Raw genomic sequence first — 23,850 nt, 5'->3', positions numbered from 1 at the left:
GCGTTCCATCGGTCATTGCCCCGAAACCTCCCAGCCATTACTGGTCAACTGTACTCCGACAATTTCGGCTGTTTTTGAGTCGCCGTTCATTGTGTCTCGGATGTCTGAGAACGCCCCCTGCACATCCGAGCGCTGTGCCCACGGTGCTGCATCTGTGATTTTGTAGGTATATGTGACCTCAGCCTGGGTGGATGATCCAATGGCTGCTGGCTCGGTCCATTTCACGATTGTGTCGACGCTTTTCCGTCCATAGCAGAATCCATTGGGCTGCCCAGGTATTCCCACAATCCGTTGAAAGTACGTTTTGCCGGATTCGGTTAGTTCATATCGCCTGACTGGTTGCGCAGGTTCTGAGCCGCGTAAGGGACTAAGTAATCCACGAATCTCTGCCGTTGCATCGCTTGCATGAACAAGACCGGCTTGCTCAAGAGCCGACAGCTTTCCTGCAATTCCATACTTCTCGCTTTGCTCCGAGCGAGGAATATCGGCGGGGAACTGCCGCTGAAATACAGTACATGCTTCGCCGTGTTTCGCCAGGTAATCGCTAATCGCTTTGGCAAAAGTGGCATTGCTCGGAGTCTTTGCGCTATTGCAAGAGATCAGCACAATCAAACCTACGATGGAAGCTCGATAAACGTGACGCATGACGTAATCCTCCGCTGTTTGGAAATTGGCATTGCTGCGGCTTCCGCAGATGCCGCTCAAATGGCCTTTGCGCGCAGGGCGTGGGTTTCTGCGAACACAAGATCTACGAAGGCGTTTATGTTCTTCTGACTGTGATCTCGATGGGTGAATACGCCGGTCTTCACGGTGAGAAGCCGGTCAGAGAGAGGCCTAATCACCACTTCGTAGCGATGTGAGGTTGCTGAAAATTTAGTCATCAATGTCACTCCCATCTGCTGCGTCACCAGCCAAAGCGCCTCTTTCAATGAGAAGGCTTCGGATGTGAACTTCAGCGAAATCCCTAGACTCTCGAAGTGCCTGACAATATCCTCATGCCTGCCTGGAAGAGCTCTCTGCATTACAGAGATCATTGATTCATCTGCTAAATCTTCTGGCTGAATTGAAGATCGTGCTGCGAGTCGATGGCCGATAGGGAGGCACACCATCAACGGTTCCTCGAAAAGGAGGTGGGTAGACAAGTCGGGCTCGGAGATAGGCAGAATTCCGAATCCGATATGAAGTTCCCCGCGTAATATGCTTTCAATAATTTGGTTGGTCATGAGACTCTGCGTGGTGATTGACGGAGATCCATCCCCTTCAAGTCGAAGTCGGCGCACTAGATCTAGAAGCTTCGTGTTGAGGTAGGTGGAGTAGCCAACACGCAGATCGTTCGCCTGAGCTCTAACCAAGGCCTGTATGCGGTCCAGACCGAGCCACGCTTGTCGGACAGATTCACGAGCCGTAAGAAGGAACAGTCCTCCAGCCTCAGTAGGAACGATCCGGTTCCCTGATACGCGGAAGAGAGCTGTACCCGCTTCCTGCTCTACGCTGTGAACACGCTTATGCACCGCAGACTTTCCGATACCAAGGTATTTTCCAGCGGCCTCAAATGAACCTTTCTCCGCCACAGCAAGAACTGCGACTTGTCCATCCATCGTTATCTTGAGCTGGCGCATAGTTGCCCCCTACGCACGGTACGGGACAGCTAAGAATAGGTCAGGAAAGCGCCCGACGCGTGTTACTTATTCAATTGAACTCTGCAACATTTCTCGATTCGTATTCTCATGAACCTCGTTGTGCGTTCTTCGTCTCTGACCAGATTGTGAGTGCCTGTAATGTGATCGGCCAGCCAAGGGACATTCTCAAATGCATTTTCAGGAGATGCCGAAACGAAATCATCGACTCTCTAAATGCCCACTTGTGCGCCTCTTCAAGCATCGCTATTTTAAAAGCGCTTGTACTGGGCGTTGCGAGAACGAAAGACGCCTCAATATTCTGAACTCGAAGCGTCTTAGGTCAATAGAGCTGAATCACGCGAACCCAGTATGAGGCTCGCGGAAACTCGGAAAGTGACAAAATAAACCCAAATTCTGCCAAATCGGATGGGGAGAGCTGCGATGCATCTGTATCCCTGCACTCACAGGAATAAGCAAGCGGTGCAGTTGCCAGCGTTGTTCTAGCTCACAGCATTGCTGGAGTGTCCCAATCACCGAACACGAATTCGGAAAGAGGCTTACGAGAGCGTGACGAAAGCTCCCGCTCCCTCAGCTTTTCTGACAAACTCTCTGGGGCGCCAAGATAGCCGATAGCCCAGCATGCTCCGATATCGAATTCAACAGGGATATTGAAATGATTTCGAGCCTTTTGGTGATCGAATCCGCCGATGCCGTGGGTGTGCAACCCAAGTGCCGTTGCTTGAATCGCGAGATACGCAGATGCGGCTCCCGTGTCATGTAGTCCATAAGGATTGTGAGCGCCTGTGTACGGACCGGGGGAGAAGACGTTCTTTCCCACGGAAAGAAGGAGAACTGGAGCATGCTTCGCCCAAGCCTGGTTCGCCTCAGCCATGGAGTCGAGAATCTTCGCGAAAGTACCGTCTCCATTCCTGCCAAAAAGAAATCGCCAGGGCTGTTCATTGGTTGAGGATGCTGCCCACGACGCAGCAGTGAAGATCTTCACTAGATCGTCCGTGGACACAGACTTGTCGCTGAAAGCGCGCGGCGACCAGCGCCTACCAATCACATCGAGGATGCCGGCGGATTCAGGAACGCGCTTGATTTCTTCGAGGTTGACCATGACACTCCTTGGTATAGATACCTGAGATTAACGGCGCGGACAGGCCGTCGGTTATCGCTTCCACACTTTTGACTCTTTCGTGCCTTCTTTCCGCACGAACCGCAGAACTACCGTCTCAGATGAGCCGGCTAATCAATTCTTAATGGCCATGTTCTTCGAGGAACTTCTCAGCCTCGAGACCTGCCATACATCCGGAGCCTGCCGCGGTAATGGCTTGGCGATAGCGCCGGTCTTGAATGTCGCCGCAGGCGAATACTCCGGGAATGACCTGCCCTCGCTGGGTCACAAGAACATTGCTGGTCGTCTTGATATAACCCTCGTCATCAAGGTCAATGATGCCTGCAAAAGCGCGTGCATTCGGCTCGTGGCCTATGCCAAGAAACATGCCAGAAACGGGAAGAATGGATTCCTCGCCTGTCGTTGTCGTCTTTAGGCGAAGACCCTTGACTTCCTTTTCTTCCACGCCGAGGATCTCTTCAACAACGGTGGACGTCATAAATTCGATCTGAGGGTGGGCCGCAGCACGATCAAGCATGATCTTTGACGCGCGGAAGTTCTCCGACCGATTGATGATCGTGACCTTCGATGCGAACCGCGTCAGAAAGAGCGCCTCTTCCATCGCGGAATCCCCACCGCCGATCACTGCTACCTCTTTCCCCGAGAAGAAGAAGCCATCACACGTCGCGCATGCGCTGACCCCGTAGCCGATCAGTGGGTGCTCGCTAGGGAGGTTCAGCCACCGGGCGCTTGCGCCGGAAGCAATGATGACCGTGCGCGTATGAATAACCTGCCTCCCAATGTCCAGGACAAACGGGTGTCGAGACAGGTCGATTGAATTCAGATGGCCAATCTTCATCTCGGCCCCGAATCGTACCGCTTGTTTTTTCATGTTCTCAACGAGCTCCGGCCCTTGGATGCCGGCGGGCCAGCCAGGGAAGTTCTCAACGAGCGTTGTGAGAGCGAGCTGTCCTCCGGGCTCGTGACCTTCCAGGACGAGAGGTTTCAGGTTAGCGCGAGCAGTGTAAATCGCAGCGGTAAGACCGGCGCAGCCCGAACCGAGAATCACTACTTCTCGCGTCAACTCTTCACTCATAATTGCGTTCCTCTCGTTAGGCGCATGCGCGCGTGTGGACTTTCGGATCAGAAACCTGCCTCAAAGCTCGTCTTGAAACGGTTCCTCCAAACGAGCGTTCCCGGGAGAGCCACCTGCAAGCGTGCGCATCGTGATGGAATAACGCAATGCCGCAAGTGCAGGAATACTATGTTCCCACTCAGTTCGGGATTCCCCCGCTAGAAGATAAACGGAACGTGGTCTCAGCTCGTGAGAGACCCTTGTCCATCCGTTGCCTTGCGCCTTCCGAAATCGCATGATCGCAGGTGCCAGCAGTGACACTCCCACGATAATTCCGAACTCCGGTTTGTCCTTATGCCAACCAATACCCGCTCCTTCGCGATACTCATTGATCCCCACCTGCTGGATGAAGTCCTTCGTATACCCTGCGAATCTCGCAGCGCGCCCGAGAAGATCATCCAAGAAAGGAGGGGGACCATCTGCTTTTTTCACCAACCGTTGTGTGAAGTCGTATTTCCATCCAAAGTTGGCGACCCTGCGATTCCCTAAATAGCCGTGAAACTCAAAGGGCTTCAGATTGAGTTGCTGGAGCGAGGCAACTAAGGCAATCTCTTCGTCCTCGCTGATGAACTGCTCTTGATACCTGAAGCCATGAGGCTCCCTAAGAGGTGCCTCTTCCTCCAGGTCCTGAAAAAGAGCGCGCTGGTTGTTCATTGAATTCCTCTTATCGGCAAAGTTCGGCAAGTTGTCTATCGCTATCATTCCAACGAGATGCAGTCTGGATGTTCTTACGCCGTAACCTTGGCTATGGATTGCGACAAAGCCGGCTGGGCAGCGCTCTCAGCTCTGTTACCAGCCAGATACCGATGAATATAGGAAATGACGACCGACCCCTCCCCAACTGCCGAAGCGACACGCTTGACGGAATTCGCGCGCGCGTCCCCGACGGCATAGATTCCTGGCGTACTCGTCGCATAGGGGCTGTTTTCAAAGCCATCACTCGGGCCAGTCAGAATGAAGCCCTTCGAGTCTAGTTGGACTGTCCCGAATAGCCAGCCAGTGTTCGGTTCGGCGCCGATCATCACGAAAACAGTGCGAATGTCCCTCGTTGTTTGTTCCCCTGTGTCCGCGTTGACCCATGCGACATTTTCGAGAGCCGAATCTCCGTCGAGAGTCACGATCTCCGACTTGGTATAGACGGTAATGTGACTGGAGCTCTCAATCCGTGAAATCAGGTACTGCGACATCGTCGCCGCAAACGACGGCCCTCGCACGATGTGGTGTACATGCTTTGCGACGCCTGCGAGGAACAGGGCAGCCTGCCCCGCAGAGTTACCACCGCCCACGACAATGACTTCCTGACCCCGGCACAGCATGGCTTCCATCGGTGTCGCCGAGTAATAGAGTCCCCGATTTTCGTACTTCGGATAATTCCATAAATCGAGCTTGCGATATTGAGCTCCGGAGGCGACTACGACGGAACGCGCACATATCTCAATGCCATCCTGAAGCGCCAGCTTGTGAATCCCATCAGATTGCTCAACAGAGATGACTTCTCTGGAAATGGCAAATTGCACCCCGAACTTCAACGCCTGGAGTTGGGCTCGATTCGCAAGCTGTTGCCCGCTGATCCCCGCAGGAAATCCGAGGTAGTTTTCGATCTTGGAACTGGTCCCCGCCTGTCCCCCAGGGGCGAGCCCTTCGACTACAGTCGTACAGAGCCCTTCCGATGCCGCATAAACCGCCGCCGCAAGTCCTGCCGGACCCGCTCCCACAACCGCGACGTCAAAGACCATCGCGGGATCGGGCAGCTCGGTAATGCCCAACTTGTCCGCCAAGTCGGGGATCGATGGCCGCTGCAAGCTCTGTCCATCACAGAGCATGACGACAGGGAGTGGAGTTCCGTCAGCCTGCTCTTCTCCTGCAGCGACCTCAACCACACGATGAGGGTAGTTGTTGCGTACGAAGAAACGCCGCAGAAGCACCATCTGCTCATCAGTCGCCTCGCCCTTTAAGATCACGCCTCCTACCCCAGTCCTCACCATGCCAGCTCGGCGCCAGATGCATGCGGCGACAATCACATTTGCAATGTCTCCCTCCGCCCGCATCACCCGCTCCAGTTCGGGGCGCGGTATCCGAAGTAATACGCTCGGAGCTGCCGTCTCGGCTCTTACTACAGATCCCTGAGAGTTGAGGAGATTGAATTCCCCAGTGAAGTTGTTCTTCTTGTGCCGGACATAGACCTTCGCTTCTCCCTCAGCGGAAGGCAGAAGAATATCCACTGCGCCTTCGATGACGACGTACATGTCAATTCTGCGACAGCCAATGGAATAAAGCTGGGTGCCAGCGGGGAACGATTCCTCGCGTCCATAGCCCCGAAGCCTCTCGATCATCTCTTCGGCTAGGTCTGGAAATGCCAGTTCCCAACGAAAATCGGCGCTGATGGACTTGAGGAGAGTATCCGCCACAGTTTCAACTGCGTTGTCGGCGTTGTTTTGAGGATCGACATTGGTCATCTGAGCAGTACTCCTTAAGTGAACGCAATGGAGCTGGTTCGCTCGCCAACACTACCTATAACACCAGCAAGACTCCCGCAACGCGTGAAAGCGTGGCTATGTTGTGACAACAAGTCGCTTTGGCAGAATTTGCCTGATTTTTGGCATATTCTCGCTCGCCGAGAGATCCATACTTTGCGTGGACAAGTTTGTGCACTGATCAAATGCGCTGGATGAGGCACCTCGTCCACTCCGGTTCGATCCCGTACACGAAGCAACTCAGAAATGTCGGCGAGGTGCGGTCTGTCTTCACGCACTCTTGAGAAACGTGAACGCTGTTTACTTGAATTCGCAGGACCAGGAAAGCAATGTCAAAGACAATCTTGATTACAGGTGCATCCAGTGGCTTCGGCCGTCTCACAGCAGAAACGCTCGCAAAGTCCGGGCACTATGTATTCGCCGGATTTCGCTCGACCGATGGAGATAGAAAAGCGCTCGCAGACGAATTCAAGAAGAACAATATCGAGGTCCTTCAACTCGATATCACCAACCAGGCCAGCGTAGATCAGGCACTCAAGCAGCTCCTTGAAATATCGATGGGCGAGCTTGATGTCGTGATCAACAACGCCGGTATGGCTTCCGCAGGAATCTCGGAGTCCTTCACGCCTGAACAGGTTCGAGAGTTGTTCGACGTGAATGTGTTCGGAGTGCAGCGTGTGCTACGCGCGACCTTGCCAACTATGCGCGCAAAGCACGCTGGGCTCGTCATCAACGTCGGCTCTATCCTTGGCCGCGTAACACTTCCTTTCTTCGGACTCTATGGCGCCTCAAAGTATGCAGTCGAAGCAATGACTGACAGCTATCGTTACGAACTTTCCCAACTGGGAATTGATGTCGTACTCGTACAGCCCAGCGCCTATCCCACCAATATGTATGCTGCCGCGCAGCAGCCCGCGGACGCATCTCTCGCTCAGGCCTACGGCGAGATCGCCGAGGTTCCTGGCAAGATCATCAACACGTTCGTCGCGATGTTCCAAGGGGCGACGCCGCCAAATCCGCAGGACGTGGCGACAGCAATTGACAAGTTGGTGTCAACAGCCGCGGGTAGCCGCCCAGAGCGTGTCGTCGTTGGCGCGCCTTTTGGATCGGATCTCGTCAACGAGGTAGTCAATCCCATTCAGCGTGGCCTGGTCGACAGTCTGGGTCTGGGCGATCTGGCCGTTTTGAAACTGTCCTGATGGACAAGGAGAATCCGCGACATGAATCCGCTTGAAACTGTGAAGTCGTTTTATGCGATTTTGGCGACGGCCGAGAGCCTTAAGGCTCTCGATCTCCTCGCGCCTTCCGTTGAATGGACGGAAATGTTTCCCGGTTATGCCGGCACTTCCCTCGGGCCAGACGCCGTTCGACAGAACCTGTTCGAGCCGCTGAGCCGGGATTGGAGTGATTTCCAAGTGACACCCGAATCATTCGTAGCTGGAGGCTCTGGTGTCGTCGCCTTCGGCACATACACAGGAACCTACCGAGCCACAGGAAAATCGCTGACTGCCCCATTTGCACACAGATGGGAAGTGGTCGATGGAAAGGCTATTCGGATGAGGCAGTACACCGATACCGCACTCGTGGAATCTGTTCGCACTTAGAGCTTTTCTTGCTGAGCAAAGATGCATCCCGTCCATACCGGGCATGACGGGATGGTCACGCCTACATGCCCGAACAACGTTTCACCAGCCCGAACTTTAGAGGAAAATTTGCGATGAACACGACGCAAAAGGATAAGTTATTTAGCTCGGTTGAGCTAGGTTCGACACAGTTAAAGCATCGGGTCGTCATGGCCCCGTTGACCCGCTCGCGGACAGTACAACCAGATGGTGTCCCCGGCGATTTGATGAATGAGTACTACTCTCAGCGCACATCGGACGGTGGACTTATCATCTCGGAAGCGTCGCAGCTTAGCCTGGCCAGCAGCGGATGGCATGCGGCGCCAGGGCTGTTTCTGGATTCTCAAATCGAGGGCTGGAAGAGAATCGTTGATACGGTCCACGGCAAGGGCGGTCGTATCTTTGCTCAGCTTTGGCACCCTGGCCGTTACTCCCACATCTCCTTGACTGGCGGTGCAGCTCCGGTTTCTGCCTCGGTGACTCCCGAATACTGGCAGGAGCCTACTCGCCTTGTATCCACACCAGGTGGATGGATTCAGCCCTCCCCTCACAGAGCGCTCGATAAGGCAGAAATCCCAGCTGTCGTCGAAGAATTCGGTAAAGCCGTAAGGCGTGCACGAGAGGCTGGGTTCGACGGCGTTGAAGTGCACGCAGGGAATGGTTATCTGATCGACCAGTTCCTCCAGGACAGCAGCAACAGGCGTACCGACGAGTATGGCGGCTCCATTGAAAACCGCTCTCGCCTGTTGTTTGAGGTCGTCGACGCAATGGTCTCGGCATGGACGGGCGATCGTATCGCCGTGCGGGTAACTCCTGGCGGTACCTTCAACGCGATGTCCGACTCCGATCCGGAAGCACTCCACGCGCACATCGCGGAAGGATTGAATCGATTCGGACTCGCGTACTTGCATGTGATTGAGCCGCGCATGAGCGGCTACCTCGTGATTAAGGAGAATCAGCCTCCATTGGCGGCGCAACGCGCGCGGAAACTCTTCAAGGGAAAGATCATTGCCAATGGCGGTTTCGAGCCGGCCAGCGCCGCAGCAGCGGTGGCAGAGGGCGATGCAGACGCAATCGCATTCGGACGCTACTTTGTCTCGAATCCTGATCTTCCGCGACGGATTCGCGAAGACCTTCCGCTTACTCCCTACGACCGCGATACGTTCTACACTTTCGAGGCAAAGGGATACACGGACTATCCACTGTACAGCGAAACGGTAAAGGCTTAATCATATGGCCGCGCAATATGTAGCTTTGCGCGGCCACTCCATTGGGAACAATTAACGTGCAACAGATCGTCTAGGAGAAGAACATGTCGACTCAGGTGCAAAAGGCCAAGCAGTTTCACAAGCTGCACGTTCCTGGCGAGCCATTCGTGCTGTTTAACATTTGGGACCCCGGCAGCGCAAAGGCTGTCGCTGAACTCGGCCCCAAGGCTCTCGCCACCAGCAGCTGGGCGGTCGCCGAAGCCTCAGGCTATTCTGATGGGGAACACACGCCGCTTGCCTATGTGATGGACAATCTTCGCAGGATCACAGAAGCCACCGAACTCCCAGTCTCGGTCGATCTTGAAAGCGGCTATGGAGCAACCCCGAAGAAGGTAGCGGAGACGATTTCCCTCGCGATCAAGGCCGGCGCCATTGGCTGCAACCTTGAGGACAGTGACCCGGAGGATGGCTCTCTGCGTGATATCAAGAAGCAAGCTGACCGCATCCATCACGCCCGTCAGCAAGCGGACGAGACAGAGGTGCCTTTCTTTGTCAATGCAAGGACCGACGTGTTTATCCAGCTGCCACAAGAGGAGCACAACAAGGAGTTGGTAGAACAGGCACTGGAGCGCGCGGAAGCTTACGCGAAAGCGGGGGCGAATGGCCTCTTCGTTCCGGGCCTGGCAAACTTGGATTTGATAGCTGATCTCACAAAGAAATCGCCGCTACCGGTGAATCTCATGGTGAGCCCTGGAACGAACCTGACTGCGCTGGCAAAGAGAAATGTTGCACGAATCAGCTATGGCGCCGACCCATACGCTCTGATCATCAGCACACTCCAAGACGCAGCGCGCAAAGCAGTCCTCAAGTAGTCCGATTCAAGGCTGCACATTCAGTGCGATGGATTTTACAGGAAAGGCAAGGTAGGTACGCTTGGCACGAACGAACACTGAGGTCGCAGGTAACCGTGTCAGCGTACCCGCCCGCCCCATACTGGTCCACCTTCCCTATACTCCTCCATATGACTGGGAAACGGTGCTGTGGCATTACCGAATCCATGAACTGCCTCACCTTGAAGCTGTTGACGAAGAGGGCTACGAACGGCTGATCGAGACATCCCGCGGGATGGGGTGGCTTCGGGTCACCCACGCTCCGAAGAAGCATTCCCTGAAGTTGCAGATATGGCACGCCAACCGCGAGGACAGTACCGCCATCGTTTCGACGATCCGCCGTATGTTCGATCTTGATTCAGACCGCGCCGCTATCTCAGCGGCGATGAATGCTGACCCGTCGCTCTCGAAAATCTGGCAACATTACCCAGGTCTGCGCGTCTCTCGCTCTTGGAATGGATTTGAATCGATGGTGACGACCATACTCGGTCAACTCGTTTCGGTCGCATTTGGCCGCGTGCTCACCTCAGAATTGATGGACGCAGCTGGTTCAGCAGTTACGCATCCAAAAACGAGGCAAGAAATTCGCTTATTTCCTACCGCAGAACAGTTGCTGAAGGCAGATTTATCCAGAGTCCGCACCTCTGAGTCGCGAAGAATTGCCATACGTTCTCTTGCGACGCTTGTGAAGGATGGAACTCTTCAGTGGGACAAGCCGATTGCACACGATCAGTTGCGCAAGATCCTATTGTCCGTTCCAGGCATTGGCCCCTGGACTGCTGAATATGTGGCCATGCACGGCTTCCACGACGACGATGCCTTTCCAGCGACGGATTATGCACTCAAGCAGGAACTAAAGCGGCATCCCACGCTAGACGTGAAGAAGGTACGTCCCTGGCGGGCCTACGCAACAGTAGCGCTTTGGAAGAACTTCTTTCATTCAAAGTAATAGGAACGAGGCGAAGTCGCATAGGCAGCGGCCGATACATGATGACTACTTCCAAGTCGAAAGCCAGAACATCGCAAAAGTTCTTTGGGCTGGATCAGCTCAAGGCCGAGCGATCGAAGAGACGGCTGCTTCGGGATTCGCTTACACCTAGCGAGCAACGCGATCTCGCGTTCCGCAGAATGATCTTTTCGATTCCTGCGGGAAAGGTCAGTACCTACGGTCGCATTGCAGCGGCTGCGGGCTATCCTCGATACCACAGGGCGGTTGTGCGACTCTTGCGGACAGATCCAGTCGACCAATTACCCTGGCATCGTGTGGTGGGCGCTGGCGGGGTGATAAAGCTCCAGGGAGCGGGGGCATACGAACAGAGGGCACGATTGAAGCTTGAGGGCGTCCGATTTACTCGACAGAGAATTGACATGGAGAAATTCGAGCATCTCTTCAAGCCGTGGGAGATCCACACGTAAACCGCAACTCAGCCGGACCCAAGGATGTCCGCAAGACAATCGCCCTGTAATCGCTCCAGGGCACAAACTCTCAGGATAGGCGTCGAATCACTATGAAGAAGAAATGCACACATCTCGATCAGATCAAGATCGTTGAACCCACCACCCAGGTATGCCAGGAGTGCATTGAGCTGGGCGACCGTTGGGTCCACCTGCGCATGTGTCTAATATGTGGAAACGTAGGCTGTTGCGACTCCTCTAAGAATAAGCATGCAACCAAGCATTTCCACTCGACAAGCCATCCATTGATGCGCTCCATCGAACCTGGAGAAGACTGGGGTTGGTGCTATGTCGACGAGCTAATGCTTACGCTTTGAGCAAGCCAGGCGGACTAGAGTCGGCATCTGCAACTCCAGCCCCTCGCAAAGCAGCCTTCAGCGCCGAAGGTGGCAGGGAATGTTGCGCATGAGCTAAGAGCAGATTTCGCTGCGGGAGCGCGCCCTCGAACTCCAGGAGGTGCTCCTTTGCATCTATGCCGCCTGCATAGCCTGTGAGTTCGCCTGATGCGCCTATCACACGATGACAGGGCACAATGATGCTGATCGGATTCGTCCTGTTGGCATAGCCGACAGCCCGCGCCGCCGTGGGTCTGCCCAATTCCTCCGCAAGCTGACCATAGCTGCGCGTCTCTCCAAAAGGAATCTCCAGCAAAGCCCTCCATACTTGCTTTTGGAAGGGAGTGCCACGCGCATCGAGGGGAACTGAGAAGCTACGGCGTTTCCCTGCGAAGTAATCCTCAAGCTGTATTTGGGTGAGCGTGAGAATCCTTCCTGCGAAATACTTTTCGAGTTGCATCTGCGTACGTTCGAGAATGGACTGATCCTCACTCAGTAAGGTCTCGTCGAGGGGAACTCGCTTCGGATTGTCATTCTCCCAAAGAATGGCAACAAGCCCGAAGCTGCTTGCAACGAGCTTAAGACGTCCCACAGGGGAATCGACAAACGTATAGGACAGGTTCATATGTCAGTGCCCTCATTGACAACATGGCTAGGATGCTGTGTACCCGTCCATGCAAGTTGTGCGAGCTGTTCAGGTGTTATCGCATAGGGCACTGTAACCTCGGCAACAGCACTCTTCACGCCAACCCTCTTCTTTCGTTCCTGGAATGGATACCTAGCCAACGGCAAGAACGTCACACTGCCTCGTGCCGCAGCATTCCGCATCGTGTTCCCTGAATTGATCGGAGAAAGCTCGATTCGATCTCCAAAACGTTCAACAATCGCTCGCGTGTCAAAACTAAGCACAAGGCGTGATCGCGCTCGCGCGAGCCGCGCGTTCAGGTGCTTTTCCAATCTCTCGGATGTCGGCCAGAAGAACACACGCCGATTGAGTGATTCATACCACTGCCGAGGAGACATATCCATCAAGCACTTCTGAAGTGCGTTCTCTTGCATCGGAGCTTGGTCGTTGATTAAGAAATTGCCGTGCGCGGCGTGACTAATTGGAACTGGCTCACGACGATGACTGCTCTCGATAGCGAAGCGACCAGTTCCCTGAATCTCGCAGAGATCCAATAGTGCGGATGTGCTAAGAAGTCCGTGAGCAACGATCTGTTCCATGTTGCTCGCCAGAGAAACATGGAACAGAGTTGGATAAGTACGAATAAATTCTTCCTGAGAAATGGACACAGCTTACTTAGCTTCCCTCGCCTGATAGATCGCCTCAATGGAACATGCTTCTCTGCGTTCACGGATCGGCCGCTTCACTAGTTCACCTTCGCAGTTCGGGCAAATTCCGCTGAGGACATTCTTGGTGCAGTCTGCGCAAAACGTACACTCGAACGAGCAGATCATTGCGTCATTTGCGCTTTCACGCAACTCCGTGCCACAGTTCTCGCACTTCTTTTTCATCTCCAACATCGTCTTCTCCTTCACCGCAATTCACCATGAGCGCACTTCTTCAGAGGTCTTGCCCGCTGCGTCCCTTCTTCCCTGCTGCAACCGTGTGCGCTCACGATCATCCAATCCATCGAGCGCCCAATTCTGTTTCGGACTCGCTCCAGTGAATCCTGTCTGGGAGTATCATCAGACAATTGCGTTTGGCAGAAATGCCATTTCTAGGCTGATTTCTGCCATAATTGGGGTAGTGAGATGAAAACGGTCGGTTTCAATATTGCTCTGTTAGTCCTTTCCCCTTTTGAACAGCTCAACCTGATTGGCCCATCGAGTGCGTTCTCGTTCGCACGCCATGCAGGTAAGCCGGTGTATCAGACCCACTTGCTCTCTGCGACGAACGAAGGCAGCGTTCACAGTTCCAACGGCCTCACCATCGGCCCTGCAACTCACTACGCCAAGTTCGATCGCTCGATCGACACCTTGCTTGTCATTGGTGGCGAGGGCGCAATGATTGCGCCAGATAAAAGATTGAGAACTTGGCTAACAGAAAAGAGCAGGCGTGTACGGCGTATCGGAGCAATTTGCACTGGCGCCTTCCTTCTGGCAGAGGCCGGTATTCTGGACAAGCGGAGAGTTGTAACCCACTGGAGGTACTGCGATCTGCTTGCAAAGCAATATCCAGGTGTACAGGTTGAGCGTGATCCATTTTTTCTCAAGGATGGAAAGGTATACACAACAGCAGGCGTCTCCGCGGGCGTTGACTTGGCTCTTGCGCTGATCGAAGAAGATCTTGGGCATGACGCAGTGATCGCTGTATCGAGAGAGCTCATGCTCTATCCGCGGAGATCCGGCGGACAGGCTCAATTTGTGGAAGGCGCCGGGCAACAGCAGCCCATTACAGAGGCTGCTTTCCTACATTTACGTTCCTGGGTAATAGCGAATATCACTGCCGATCTCAGCGTGCGCAATCTCGCACGAATTGCATCAATGAGCGAGCGAACTTTTGCGCGCCGATTCAGTGAGCAGTTTTACATGGCGCCCGCAGAGTGGGTGCAATGGATTCGTGTCGAAGCGGCGAGGAGACACCTTGAAGGCGGCGAGCTTACGCTCAACGAAATTGCGCACAAGACGGGATTTCGAGACGTAGTCGCCCTCCGGAAAACCTTCTCCGCCCACTTTCTCACGACCCCTGGTGCGTATCAGGAAAGGTTCCAGCGTTTCCCCGCTTATGGAGAAAATGAGAGCCACTTAGATAGCCTCAGACGGACTGGAACTCACGGATAGACGCATCTCGTCGGCAATGCTCTGCTGATCGGCCGAGACCCAATCTACCGGAGAAGTCGGATGAGCGTCCAGGTATCCTGCCAGCGATTATCGACGCGGATTGCACGGGGAGTAAGGCCGAACATGCGAAATCCGTACTGTTCAAAAAATCGAACCACCGGCTCATCTTTGACAGTGATTTCGACCTCAAGCTGGTCGATACTCCGCGCTACATAATGGGTTAATTCAGTGAGCAGGGCTGTTGCGATGCCTCTGCGTCGAAACTGTTTTTTGACATAGACGATTCGTACTCTTCCCCGGTGCTGGCGTTTAGAGTCGCCGTAGGGAACACAGCTTCCCATTGCAACGAGCTTGTCACTAACCCAAGTACCTAACACGGTATTGCTTTCGAGTTCCTGACCAATCTCAGCAAGAGGACGGACAAGTTCCGTGCGATAGTCCTCCGGAAAACAATCGGCGTGCACGATCAGCGCTTCCAGAAGAAGAGCGCGATAAACCGAAGCATCAACCGATCTGAGTCGCCTCGTCTGAGGGCGCTTTACTGTTCTGCTGGCTCGAGGTTTATCAGATGGAGAGCTTCCAGGTTCTGCCTGTAGTTTGGTTTCACTTGTCATTTGAATTCCGAGATTCGCTTCTCTCCTTCTTCGCAGCTCGCGCAAGATATACATGGTAGATGAGCCGCTTCTAAACCTTGATTGTTGCTGCATCACGATGCCGCAACAATCAAGGTATTGACTCAACTGATCTCTGTGCCATCAGACCGCACTGCGACGAACTTCTCGGACTTTTGATTACACTCGCGTGCTCAGCGATTCAGATGTGAGGCCGAAATTAGTGCCTTTGCTTTTGATTTGATCTCGTCAATGGATGGCAGATCCGTTGGCTCTTCAATCTCTGACTCGGTTTCTCCAAAGCGATCCCGATACTCCTTGGGCGTTATCGACGTCTGTTGCAGGAACGCTCGACGCAGCGCCTGTTCATCGCGGAAGCCGGTGACAAGCGCGATTTTGCTAAGAGACATATCACGGTCTTCCAGATGCTGCATCGCGGCTTCCACCCTGAGCGCCTGTACCCAGCGAGCGGGCGTCAAGTTGAATTGTTCCTTGAATTGACGAACAAACGTACGCGGACTCATTGCAACCACATCCGCGAGCGTTTCGACATCGAGCCTGCGACTCAGATTTGCCCTTGCCCACACAGGCAGGTCGCGCATTCGCCCATTTTCAATGCCTTCCTGTTGCGCAAGAAGAGTGCTGTACTGTGCCTGCCCGCCAGGACGCCGCAGAAAGAGTACAAGTTCTCGTGCGAGCGTCGCAGCCACCGCATGCCCAAGATCTTCCTCGACGAGAGCGAGCGCAAGATCTATTCCTGCACTGACTCCCGCGGTTGAGTAAAACTTGTCATCTTTAATGAAAATCGGATCTCGTTCGACTTTTACCTTGCGGTAACGGCTCATAAGCAAGTCGCAGTACCGCCAGTGTGTTGCTACGCGCCGCCCATCCAACAAGCCAGTTGCCGCTAAGATGAACGCGCCCGTGCACACGCAACAGACACGTCGTGTGCGGGGCGCTCGTTCGCGGACCCATTTCAGCATATCGGGAGATAACTGCGCGATGGCGCCCTCACCGCCGGTAGCGATGAGCGTGTCGATTGGGCCGTCATAATCGGAGTACTTAATGGCATTACTGATGGAGATGCCACCGTTTGTCTGGATAGAATTACCACCCTCTGTAGACAGAACTTTGAGCGTATAGTATGGCTTTCCTTTTGTGGTCGGAATCTCGAAGACGGATGCGGGGCCGGTCATATCAAGCAGTTCAAAGGGCGACGCGACAAGAAAGGCGATTACTGGAGGATTGTGGCGCATAGTTCAAATAGTATTCCATAACAGTTTGGCAGAAATTGCATCCTAAATGTCATTTCTGCCAAACGGCAAAGGGCCATACTTCTCTTCAAGGAGAAGTCAAGTGGTACCAGCAAACGAAACTTTCAGCGGCACATACCCGTTCGAGCCCCACTTCGCGGACATCAACGGCTTCAAAATGCATTATGTAGACGAAGGTTCCGGTACAACGGTTCTTTGCCTCCACGGCGAACCGACGTGGAGCTATCTCTACCGTAACGTCATTCCCGCCTTATCGCCCAACTATCGGGTCATTGCGCCAGACTATATGGGCTTCGGAAAGAGCGAAACTCCGCAAGACCGCGAGTATACCGCAACGGCCCACATCGATAATTTGACAGCTCTCGTTGAGAAACTTGACCTGAAAGACATCACCTTGGTGGTTCATGACTGGGGCGGTGCGATCGGCGGCGGGCTGGCTCTGCGGCAGCCTAACCGGATCAAGCGTGTGGTCGTCATGAACACCAGTCTTTCACTTGGCCTCGACATCGATGCTGGCCTTTGGGAGGCGAATGGGAAGGAGTCTGCTTGGTTCGGCTGGGCAGACCGGGCAGTTGCCGACGGAACCTTTGAGCCGACTCTGCAGAACGCCGGTGTTGCGATTGTCGGACTTATGAAGCTGCTCCAGGGCTTCGAGAACTCAGAGGCAAGCGAGGCTTTTTTCAAAGCGTACTCTCTGCCCTTCGCAACTCCCGAAGAATGCCACGGCGTAATTGCTTTCCCGAAGAGCATCGTAACGGGAACTTGGAAGCCTGAAATCAATCACGAGGCCGCCAAAATCATACGGTCGAAGCCGGCCATCATGATCGAGGGCATGCGCGATAAGGTTTTGCTGCCAAAGTTCTTCATCCCGATGTTTGAAGCAGCCTTTCCCGGCGCGCCCATCTTCAAACTTGAATCTGCAAGCCACTTCCTGACCGAAGATGAGCCGCACGCGATCGCAGCGCTTATCGATCAGTTCATTCGCCAGACGAGCTAATCCATCGGATGCGACATAAATGCCCTTCGGGCGCGGCTAGGAATTTGCGCGCCCAGGGAAAACCATACTCACGATCTCAGCGAGATCTTAACGAGCAGTAAATCGGAGGTTTGCCATGGCAGTAGGAACTTCGTCCGTTAAAAAGCAGTTCATTCAGACGCCCTCAGGGCGAATTGCTTACACAGAACAAGGCTCAGGGCCAGTTGCTCTCTTTGTGCATGGAGTCCTACTGAACGGTTACCTGTGGCGTCACCAGCTCGCCAGCCTCTCTGATATTCGGCGCGTGATCGCAGTTGACCTGTTGGCACACGGTGATACGGAAATCGCAGCCGATCAGAACGTATCGGCAACCGCGAACGCGAAGATGCTGAAAGAGTTTCTCGATGCCTTGAACATCGACAAGGTAGACCTTGTTGGAAACGACAGCGGCGGTGGTATTGCTCAAATTTTTGCAGCGACGCAGCCCGAGCGTATTCGTAGCCTCACCATCACTAATGCTGACACCCACGACAATTGGCCTCCTGAAGCGTTTAAGCCCTTCGTCGCCATGGTTGCGGCTGGAGGCCTGGGCGCAACGTTAGATGCGATGCTGTCGAACAAAGCCATCTATCGTTCGCCTGAAGCACTGGGCCCTGCGTATGAGCATCCCGAGAAGGTGACGGACGAAACGATCGAGGCTTACCTGCGACCGTTCGTCGCAACTGAGCAGCGCACTCATGACCTGGCACGTTTTGTTCTTGCATTCGACAACATCCACACTGTGGCAGTCGAGCCACTCCTCAAGACCTTGAAGGCGCCGACCCTCATCGCCTGGGGAACGGATGACGTGTACTTCGACGTGAAGTGGTCCCACTGGCTTCAGAACACAATTCCGGGAACTCAACGCCGGGTCGAGTTTGAAGGAGCGAGGATCTTCTTCCCCGAAGAGCGCTCAGATACGTTCAACGCGGAATTGCGTGAGTTCTGGAAGAGCGCCGAAGCGCAGAAGTAGTGCCGTGGATTCCCGGGGCGCGGGTCCTTTGTCCGGCCCAGAGCTTCCAGAGCATTGACAGCCTAAGCATCAAGAAAACGAGGAGCAGATGATGCAGGAACAGAAACGAAAGATCGAGCAATTCCGAAAACTACATGTTCCAGGCGACCCGCTTGTACTTTACAACGTGTGGGATGCAGGAAGCGCGCGGGCTATATCGAGAACTGGCGCCAAAGCGATCGCAACAAGCAGTTGGGCAGTCGCAGAGGCAAGCGGCTTCACAGATGGAGAGAACGTTCCCCTTACCTTTGTGATCGACAATCTGCGCCGAATCGTAAAAGCGACGAAGCTACCGGTTACCGTGGACCTCGAAAGTGGTTACGGAATCAAGCCCAAGAATGTTGGGGAGACCATCGCCCTCGCCATTGATGCGGGCGCTGTTGGATGCAACCTCGAAGACAGCATTCCCACAAACAGAAGCCTTCGGGAAACCGACGATCAAGCGGACAGGATACGGGGCGCTCGGCAAGCAGCCGACGCGGCATGTCTGCAGTTCTTTATCAATGCCAGAACGGATATTTTTCTCCAGAATCCTCGCAGCGAACACAACCTCTTTTTGCTCGGCCAGGTAATCAGGCGTGCCGAGGCCTACAAAGAAGCGGGCGCAGATGGACTCTTCGTTCCCGGCCTCGCAGATTCTGATCTGATCACAGAACTCGCAGAGTCATCACCTCTTCCAATCAACGTTCTCGTCAACGATGGCAGCTCGCTATCAGAGATAGCCAAGACCGGCGTGGCGCGAGTCAGCGTAGGAGGAAAGCTGTACCTAACGCTGAGCAAGATTCTCGAGGAGGCCGTTAGTTCTCCAACGATCCCATGGTCTGAGTTTTTACAACGGAGAGACGGGAGCCGCGAGGGGAGCCAGTAAGCCGGCCACACCTTTATTTCTGAGTGACGCAATTTAACGCAGCAGCGCAAGATTCCGCGCCACGCACGATAACCCTGCGAGCAATCACTGATTGTTCGCTACCCAAGTGAGGAAAGACCATGAACAACATAAGCACTCAGCCGGAGGCCGAGCCATACAACGGCCAGCCTTCTAACCAACCTGGCATCAGATTCTGGGTTGGTGCTGTAGTTATCACAGGACTTGTTGCGGCAGGGATCATCTTTGGACCGCGCATGCTTGCTCGACCAGAAGCTCATCCCCCTGCACCCGGTCCTGCCTCCGTAGGCGTAAGCGAGCCACTGCAAAGAAACCTCTCCGAGAGGCTGCAATTCCTTGGGCAGTTCTCCGCGGTGGAACGCGTTGAGCTACGCGCTCAGGTTGGCGGAACGCTTACTCAGATTGGATTCAAGGATGGCGACATCGTTCATAAAGGCGATTTCCTGTTTCAGATTGATCCGACTCCGTACCAGATCAAATACAGTGAGGCGACCGCACAACTTTCAAGCGCTCATGCACGTCTGGACCTTGCAACACAAGAGCTGTCCCGAGCTGAAACGCTAAAGCGCACAGACGCCGGTACGATTGAAAACGTCGACCAAAGAGCCGCAGAACAGCGGACAGCTCAGGCATCCGTGGATGCTGCTGAAGCCCTTGTGCGCGACGCAAAGTTTGATCTTGATCGTTGCCGCATCACGGCCCCGTTTACTGGACGGATCGGCACTCACCAGGTTTCGGTCGGCAACCTCGTATCGGGAAGCCGCGCCGGTAACAGTCCTACTACCTTGCTCGCTACGCTCGTCTCGCTCAGCCCGATCTACTTGAATTTTGATATGAGCGAAGCCGATTACATGACATTCCTCAGAGAGCGCGAGAAGCAAAAGGGTCCGTTAGCCGACAGGATTGATGCTTCGCTGAGTGATGAGACGGATTTCACTCATCAGGGAACCCTCAACTTTGTAGATAACACCCTCGACCGATCCAGCGGAACCATACACGCTCGCGCAACCTTGCAGAATGCCGATCTTCTTTTAACGCCTGGAGGATTTGCGCGCGTCCGTCTGGCCTTATCGACGCCTGCTCAAGTGCTCCTTGTACCGGACGCATCCGTCCTTGCGGACCAGTCAGATCACATTGTTCTGACCGTTGGCCCCGATAACGTGGTCACGCCGAAGCAGGTCCAGTTGGGCGATCTTCGGTATGGCCTAAGAGTTATTCGTTCGGGCTTAGCTCCCACCGACAAGGTAATTATCGACGGTGTTCCAATTGCCGCGCCTGGCTCCAAGGTGTCGCCGCATGACAGCTCGATCCAACTTGGATCGGACGAGAAAGAGAACTGAGGCGAGCGATGAAACTGACTCACTTTTTTATCGAACATCCACGTTTTGCGGTCGTGATCAACACATTCATTACGTTGTTTGGTCTGGCTGCCGTGGTGGTGTTGCCGGTCGCACAATATCCAGATATTGTCCCGCCGACGATCCAGATCACTACGGCTTATCCAGGCGCCTCTGCGGATGTGATCGCGCGAACTGTTGCCACTCCGCTGGAGCAGGCGATCAATGGCGTCGAGAACATGGAGTACATCGGGAGCCAGTCTACCGGTGATGGAAACCTGACGGTCACCGTGACTTTCAAAATCGGAAGTGACGTCAACACTGCATTGCTCCTGACAAACAATCGGGTACAAGACACCTTGTCTCGACTGCCTGCACCTGTCCAGAGTATCGGCGTTAAAGTTCAAAAGGTCATTCCAGCGTATCTGCTCGGCATTTTCCCCTATTCTCCCAACGGAACTCGCAGTGTGTCTTACATCTCGAACTACATGGTTCTGCATGTTCGTGATGAGCTATCTCGCCTCCCCGGCGTCGGCGGAATCTTTCCCCTCGGTGAGCGCCAGTTTGCAATGCGCATCTGGATTGACCCGAACAAGTCCGCCGCTCATGACATCAGTGCAAGCGACATCTTAACTGCATTGCGCGCGCAGAATGCGCAAGTATCGGCAGGTGTTCTGAATCAGCCGCCAGTTGCCACGCACTCGGCATACCAGATCACTGTCGAAGCGCTGGGGCGTCTCACTACTCCCGAGCAATTTGGATCTATCATCGTCAAATCAGATGATCAGGGACGAGTAACACGCATCCGGGACATCGGCCGCGTCGAACTCGGCTCCGCAGATTATGGCACTATTTCCTACTCGAATGGTCATCCGTCCAATCCGTTCTGGTTCTTTGCGGTGCCTGGATCGAACGTCGTGACAGTCGAGCATGAAGTTCTCGCCAAATACAACGAATTGAAGAAGGGCTTTCCGTCCGATATCAGCGATATCAAGATCTATGACCCAACTGAATTCGTCAGCAGGTCAATTGAAGAAGTAAAGATGACGATTTTGATTGCCATCGCACTGGTGGTCGCAGTCGTCTATGTATTTCTCCAGAACTGGCGCGCAACAATCATTCCAGTCATTGCTATCCCCGTCTCGCTTCTCGGCAGCTTCATCCTCCTCAGCGTACTTGGAGTATCTGTCAACAACTTATCGCTGTTCGGCCTGGTGCTGGCTGTTGGCATCGTCGTAGACGACGCGATCGTTGTTGTAGAGAACGTTGAACGCAACATGGCTCTGGGCATGTCACCGAAAGAAGCCGCCCATCGCACCATGGATGAGGTATCGGGTGCATTGATAGCGATTGCATTGACACTGTGCGCCGTTTTCGTGCCGTCTGCTTTCATCTCAGGAATCTCTGGCCTATTCTTCAAGCAGTTTGCGACCACAATCGCGGCGTCAACCGTGATTTCCTGCTTCGTCTCGCTCACGCTGAGTCCTGCGCTTTGCGCAGTCCTCCTGAAGCCGCACAAAGGAGACGTCCACGAACAGCCAGTTGGTTTGGCACGCCTGATCCATCCCGTGTTCAATCGCTTTAATGCGGCGTTCGACTGGCTGTCAACGAGCTATGGCAAGGTGACTGCTCGGTTCGTTCGAGCAACAGTCGTTATCGCGCTCGTCTATGTCGCGTTGATCTCGCTCACTGGATTCCAGTTCTCGAAGATGAGCACTGGCTTTATCCCCGAGCAGGATATTGGCTATCTTGCCGCCATCGTGAAACTGCCTCCGGGCTCAAGCCTTGATCGCACGGACGCTGTTGTCCGTGAGGTAAACGAGATCCTGCTGAAGACTCCGGGGGTCCAAAGCAGTTCTGTGACTGCAGGATTCGATGTGACAACTGGTACGTTCGCTTCGGATACGGGTACTCTCTATTTTGCTCTGCCTTCACTCGCCAACATCCGCATGCCTGGCGGCGACGCTGCATCAATGCTGCAAACCGTCAGGAAGAGAGTTGCCGGCGTTAAAGATGCACAGGTCGCGGTCATTATGCCTCCACCGGTCCAGGGACTTGGGTCGGCTGGCGGTTTCAAGATAATGATCGAAGATCGCGGCGGCCTCGGTCCTGATGCCCTTGCTAAGGCAACAAATGCGCTCGTTGCGGCAGCAAACAGTGATCCTGCACTTGGAGGCGTGTTCACCCTTTTCAATGCTGGCGCGCCCTCGATCTATGCCGATATTGATCGTTTGAAAGCGGAGAAGGTGGGGGTTACACCCGACGCGGTGTTCTCCACACTTCAGCTTTATCTGGGATCGCAGTATGTCAACGATTTCAATTATCTTGGGCGCACCTATCAGGTGTTCGCTCAGGGAGATCAAGCCTTTCGACAGACACCTGAGGATGTCTCCCAGCTAAAGGTGCGTAATGCCAGCGGCGAAATGGTTCCTCTCGGCACGGTTGCAACGTTGAGGCAGCGGACTGCACCGTATCGCATTCCTCGCTACAACCTCTACCCTGCGGCAGAAGTCCTGGGTGGCGCTGCGCCCGGCGTTTCATCGGGAACAGCGATGCAGGAAATGGAGAAAATCGCAGCGAAGGTGCTCCCAGCTGGGATCACTTACGAGTGGACTGATCTCTCTTATCAGCAAAAGAAGCAAGGTACACCGACTCTTTTGATCTTTGGAGCTTCAGCGCTGTTTGTCTTCCTTGTCTTAGCGGCACAGTATGAAAGCTGGAAGCTGCCGTTGGCAATTGTGCTGATTGTTCCGATGTGTTTGTTAGCAGCAGCGACAGGTCTTCATGCCCGGAATATGCCTATCGATATTCTGGCGCAGATTGGCTTCGTCGTGCTCGTTGGGCTGGCTGCAAAGAATGCGATTCTTATCGTGGAATTCGCTAAACAGCGGGAAGACGTTGACCATGTACCGGCAGAGGAGGCGGCGGTGAGCGCAGCCAGAACTCGTCTCCGTCCGATTCTGATGACCTCGTTCGCCTTCATCCTTGGCGTTGCACCGCTTGCGGTGGCACAGGGAGCCGGGTCAGAGATGCGTCAATCACTCGGTACGGCTGTATTGTTCGGCATGCTTGGAGT

24 protein-coding genes are annotated in these 23,850 nt (G+C 54.2%); 13 read left to right on the top strand and 11 right to left on the bottom strand.

Annotated elements, in window-relative coordinates; all coding sequences use genetic code 11:
* Positions 1-12: 12 nt before the first annotated feature.
* From AC5S3R_RS11580 to AC5S3R_RS11555, 6 genes are all read right to left on the bottom strand, one after another.
* Complete coding sequence (locus AC5S3R_RS11580; RefSeq protein WP_494267200.1) at positions 13-705, bottom strand: hypothetical protein; 693 nt, start codon at positions 703-705, stop codon at positions 13-15.
* Positions 702-1,619, bottom strand: coding sequence for a LysR family transcriptional regulator (locus AC5S3R_RS11575; protein ID WP_494267199.1), 918 nt, complete (start codon positions 1,617-1,619; stop codon positions 702-704). Before AC5S3R_RS11575 ends, AC5S3R_RS11580 begins: the two co-directional genes overlap by 4 nt.
* Positions 1,620-2,124: 505 nt before the next feature.
* Positions 2,125-2,739, bottom strand: a complete 615-nt coding sequence (locus AC5S3R_RS11570; RefSeq protein WP_494267198.1) for a nitroreductase family protein — start codon at positions 2,737-2,739, stop codon at positions 2,125-2,127.
* Positions 2,740-2,878: 139 nt separating this feature from the next.
* Entirely contained in the window at positions 2,879-3,832 is a 954-nt protein-coding gene (gene trxB, locus AC5S3R_RS11565; RefSeq protein ID WP_494267197.1) for a thioredoxin-disulfide reductase, read from the bottom strand.
* Positions 3,833-3,892: 60 nt separating this feature from the next.
* Positions 3,893-4,525 (bottom strand): alpha-ketoglutarate-dependent dioxygenase AlkB, encoded by a 633-nt coding sequence (locus AC5S3R_RS11560; RefSeq protein WP_494267196.1) that lies wholly within the window; start codon positions 4,523-4,525, stop codon positions 3,893-3,895.
* A gap of 74 nt (positions 4,526-4,599) precedes the next feature.
* Positions 4,600-6,327 carry an FAD-dependent oxidoreductase gene (locus AC5S3R_RS11555; protein ID WP_494267195.1) on the bottom strand — a complete coding sequence of 576 codons (1,728 nt, stop codon included), beginning with the start codon at positions 6,325-6,327 and terminating at the stop codon, positions 4,600-4,602.
* A 347-nt stretch (positions 6,328-6,674) separates the two neighbouring features.
* Between AC5S3R_RS11555 and AC5S3R_RS11550 the strand changes: the two genes are divergently transcribed.
* The 7 genes from AC5S3R_RS11550 (at position 6,675) to AC5S3R_RS11520 (ending at position 11,837) form a co-directional block, all read left to right on the top strand.
* Positions 6,675-7,544: an SDR family oxidoreductase gene (locus AC5S3R_RS11550; RefSeq protein ID WP_494267194.1), complete on the top strand. Its 870-nt coding sequence runs from the start codon at positions 6,675-6,677 to the stop codon at positions 7,542-7,544.
* Positions 7,545-7,565: 21 nt separating this feature from the next.
* Complete coding sequence (locus AC5S3R_RS11545) at positions 7,566-7,949, top strand: nuclear transport factor 2 family protein (protein ID WP_494267193.1); 384 nt, start codon at positions 7,566-7,568, stop codon at positions 7,947-7,949.
* Between the two features lie 113 nt (positions 7,950-8,062).
* On the top strand, positions 8,063-9,196 hold the full coding sequence (locus AC5S3R_RS11540) for an alkene reductase (protein WP_494267192.1): 1,134 nt from the start codon (positions 8,063-8,065) through the stop codon (positions 9,194-9,196).
* Between the two features lie 83 nt (positions 9,197-9,279).
* Positions 9,280-10,047: an isocitrate lyase/PEP mutase family protein gene (locus tag AC5S3R_RS11535; RefSeq protein WP_494267191.1), complete on the top strand. Its 768-nt coding sequence runs from the start codon at positions 9,280-9,282 to the stop codon at positions 10,045-10,047.
* Between the two features lie 61 nt (positions 10,048-10,108).
* Positions 10,109-11,014, top strand: coding sequence for a DNA-3-methyladenine glycosylase family protein (locus tag AC5S3R_RS11530; protein ID WP_494267190.1), 906 nt, complete (start codon positions 10,109-10,111; stop codon positions 11,012-11,014).
* A 38-nt stretch (positions 11,015-11,052) separates the two neighbouring features.
* On the top strand, positions 11,053-11,481 hold the full coding sequence (locus AC5S3R_RS11525) for an MGMT family protein (protein WP_494267189.1): 429 nt from the start codon (positions 11,053-11,055) through the stop codon (positions 11,479-11,481).
* A gap of 92 nt (positions 11,482-11,573) precedes the next feature.
* Positions 11,574-11,837 (top strand): ubiquitin carboxyl-terminal hydrolase 14, encoded by a 264-nt coding sequence (locus AC5S3R_RS11520; RefSeq protein WP_494267188.1) that lies wholly within the window; start codon positions 11,574-11,576, stop codon positions 11,835-11,837.
* Here the strand turns inward: AC5S3R_RS11520 and AC5S3R_RS11515 are convergent.
* Genes AC5S3R_RS11515 through AC5S3R_RS11505 form a run of 3 tightly spaced genes read right to left on the bottom strand, consistent with a single transcriptional unit; the run spans position 11,827 to position 13,370 of the window.
* Entirely contained in the window at positions 11,827-12,480 is a 654-nt protein-coding gene (locus AC5S3R_RS11515; RefSeq protein ID WP_494267187.1) for a methylated-DNA--[protein]-cysteine S-methyltransferase, read from the bottom strand. The genes AC5S3R_RS11520 and AC5S3R_RS11515 overlap by 11 nt on opposite strands.
* Positions 12,477-13,148, bottom strand: coding sequence for a DUF7002 family protein (locus AC5S3R_RS11510; protein ID WP_494267186.1), 672 nt, complete (start codon positions 13,146-13,148; stop codon positions 12,477-12,479). Before AC5S3R_RS11510 ends, AC5S3R_RS11515 begins: the two co-directional genes overlap by 4 nt.
* Before the next feature lie 3 nt (positions 13,149-13,151).
* Positions 13,152-13,370: a DUF1272 domain-containing protein gene (locus tag AC5S3R_RS11505; protein WP_494267311.1), complete on the bottom strand. Its 219-nt coding sequence runs from the start codon at positions 13,368-13,370 to the stop codon at positions 13,152-13,154.
* Positions 13,371-13,610: 240 nt separating this feature from the next.
* On the opposite strand from AC5S3R_RS11505, the gene AC5S3R_RS11500 reads away from it, so the two are divergent.
* Entirely contained in the window at positions 13,611-14,639 is a 1,029-nt protein-coding gene (locus AC5S3R_RS11500; RefSeq protein ID WP_494267185.1) for a GlxA family transcriptional regulator, read from the top strand.
* Between the two features lie 44 nt (positions 14,640-14,683).
* Here the strand turns inward: AC5S3R_RS11500 and AC5S3R_RS11495 are convergent, their stop codons facing one another.
* Both AC5S3R_RS11495 and AC5S3R_RS11490 read right to left on the bottom strand, forming a co-directional pair.
* Complete coding sequence (locus AC5S3R_RS11495) at positions 14,684-15,379, bottom strand: GNAT family N-acetyltransferase (RefSeq protein ID WP_494267184.1); 696 nt, start codon at positions 15,377-15,379, stop codon at positions 14,684-14,686.
* A 65-nt stretch (positions 15,380-15,444) separates the two neighbouring features.
* Positions 15,445-16,506: a GlxA family transcriptional regulator gene (locus tag AC5S3R_RS11490; protein WP_494267183.1), complete on the bottom strand. Its 1,062-nt coding sequence runs from the start codon at positions 16,504-16,506 to the stop codon at positions 15,445-15,447.
* Positions 16,507-16,552: 46 nt separating this feature from the next.
* Between AC5S3R_RS11490 and AC5S3R_RS11485 the strand changes: the two genes are divergently transcribed.
* The 5 genes from AC5S3R_RS11485 to AC5S3R_RS11465 all read left to right on the top strand — a co-directional run.
* Complete coding sequence (locus tag AC5S3R_RS11485; RefSeq protein WP_494267182.1) at positions 16,553-17,521, top strand: alpha/beta fold hydrolase; 969 nt, start codon at positions 16,553-16,555, stop codon at positions 17,519-17,521.
* Between the two features lie 115 nt (positions 17,522-17,636).
* Complete coding sequence (locus tag AC5S3R_RS11480) at positions 17,637-18,512, top strand: alpha/beta fold hydrolase (protein WP_494267181.1); 876 nt, start codon at positions 17,637-17,639, stop codon at positions 18,510-18,512.
* A gap of 88 nt (positions 18,513-18,600) precedes the next feature.
* On the top strand, positions 18,601-19,419 hold the full coding sequence (locus tag AC5S3R_RS11475) for an isocitrate lyase/PEP mutase family protein (protein ID WP_494267180.1): 819 nt from the start codon (positions 18,601-18,603) through the stop codon (positions 19,417-19,419).
* A gap of 119 nt (positions 19,420-19,538) precedes the next feature.
* Complete coding sequence (locus tag AC5S3R_RS11470; protein WP_494267179.1) at positions 19,539-20,777, top strand: efflux RND transporter periplasmic adaptor subunit; 1,239 nt, start codon at positions 19,539-19,541, stop codon at positions 20,775-20,777.
* An 8-nt stretch (positions 20,778-20,785) separates the two neighbouring features.
* The coding region (locus AC5S3R_RS11465; protein WP_494267178.1) for an efflux RND transporter permease subunit at positions 20,786-23,850 on the top strand (3,065 nt) is incomplete at its 3' end.

The sequence above is a fragment of the Occallatibacter sp. FHG110214_02 genome (assembly GCF_059115385.1).
This window is presented reverse-complemented; position numbering and strand designations above follow the sequence as displayed.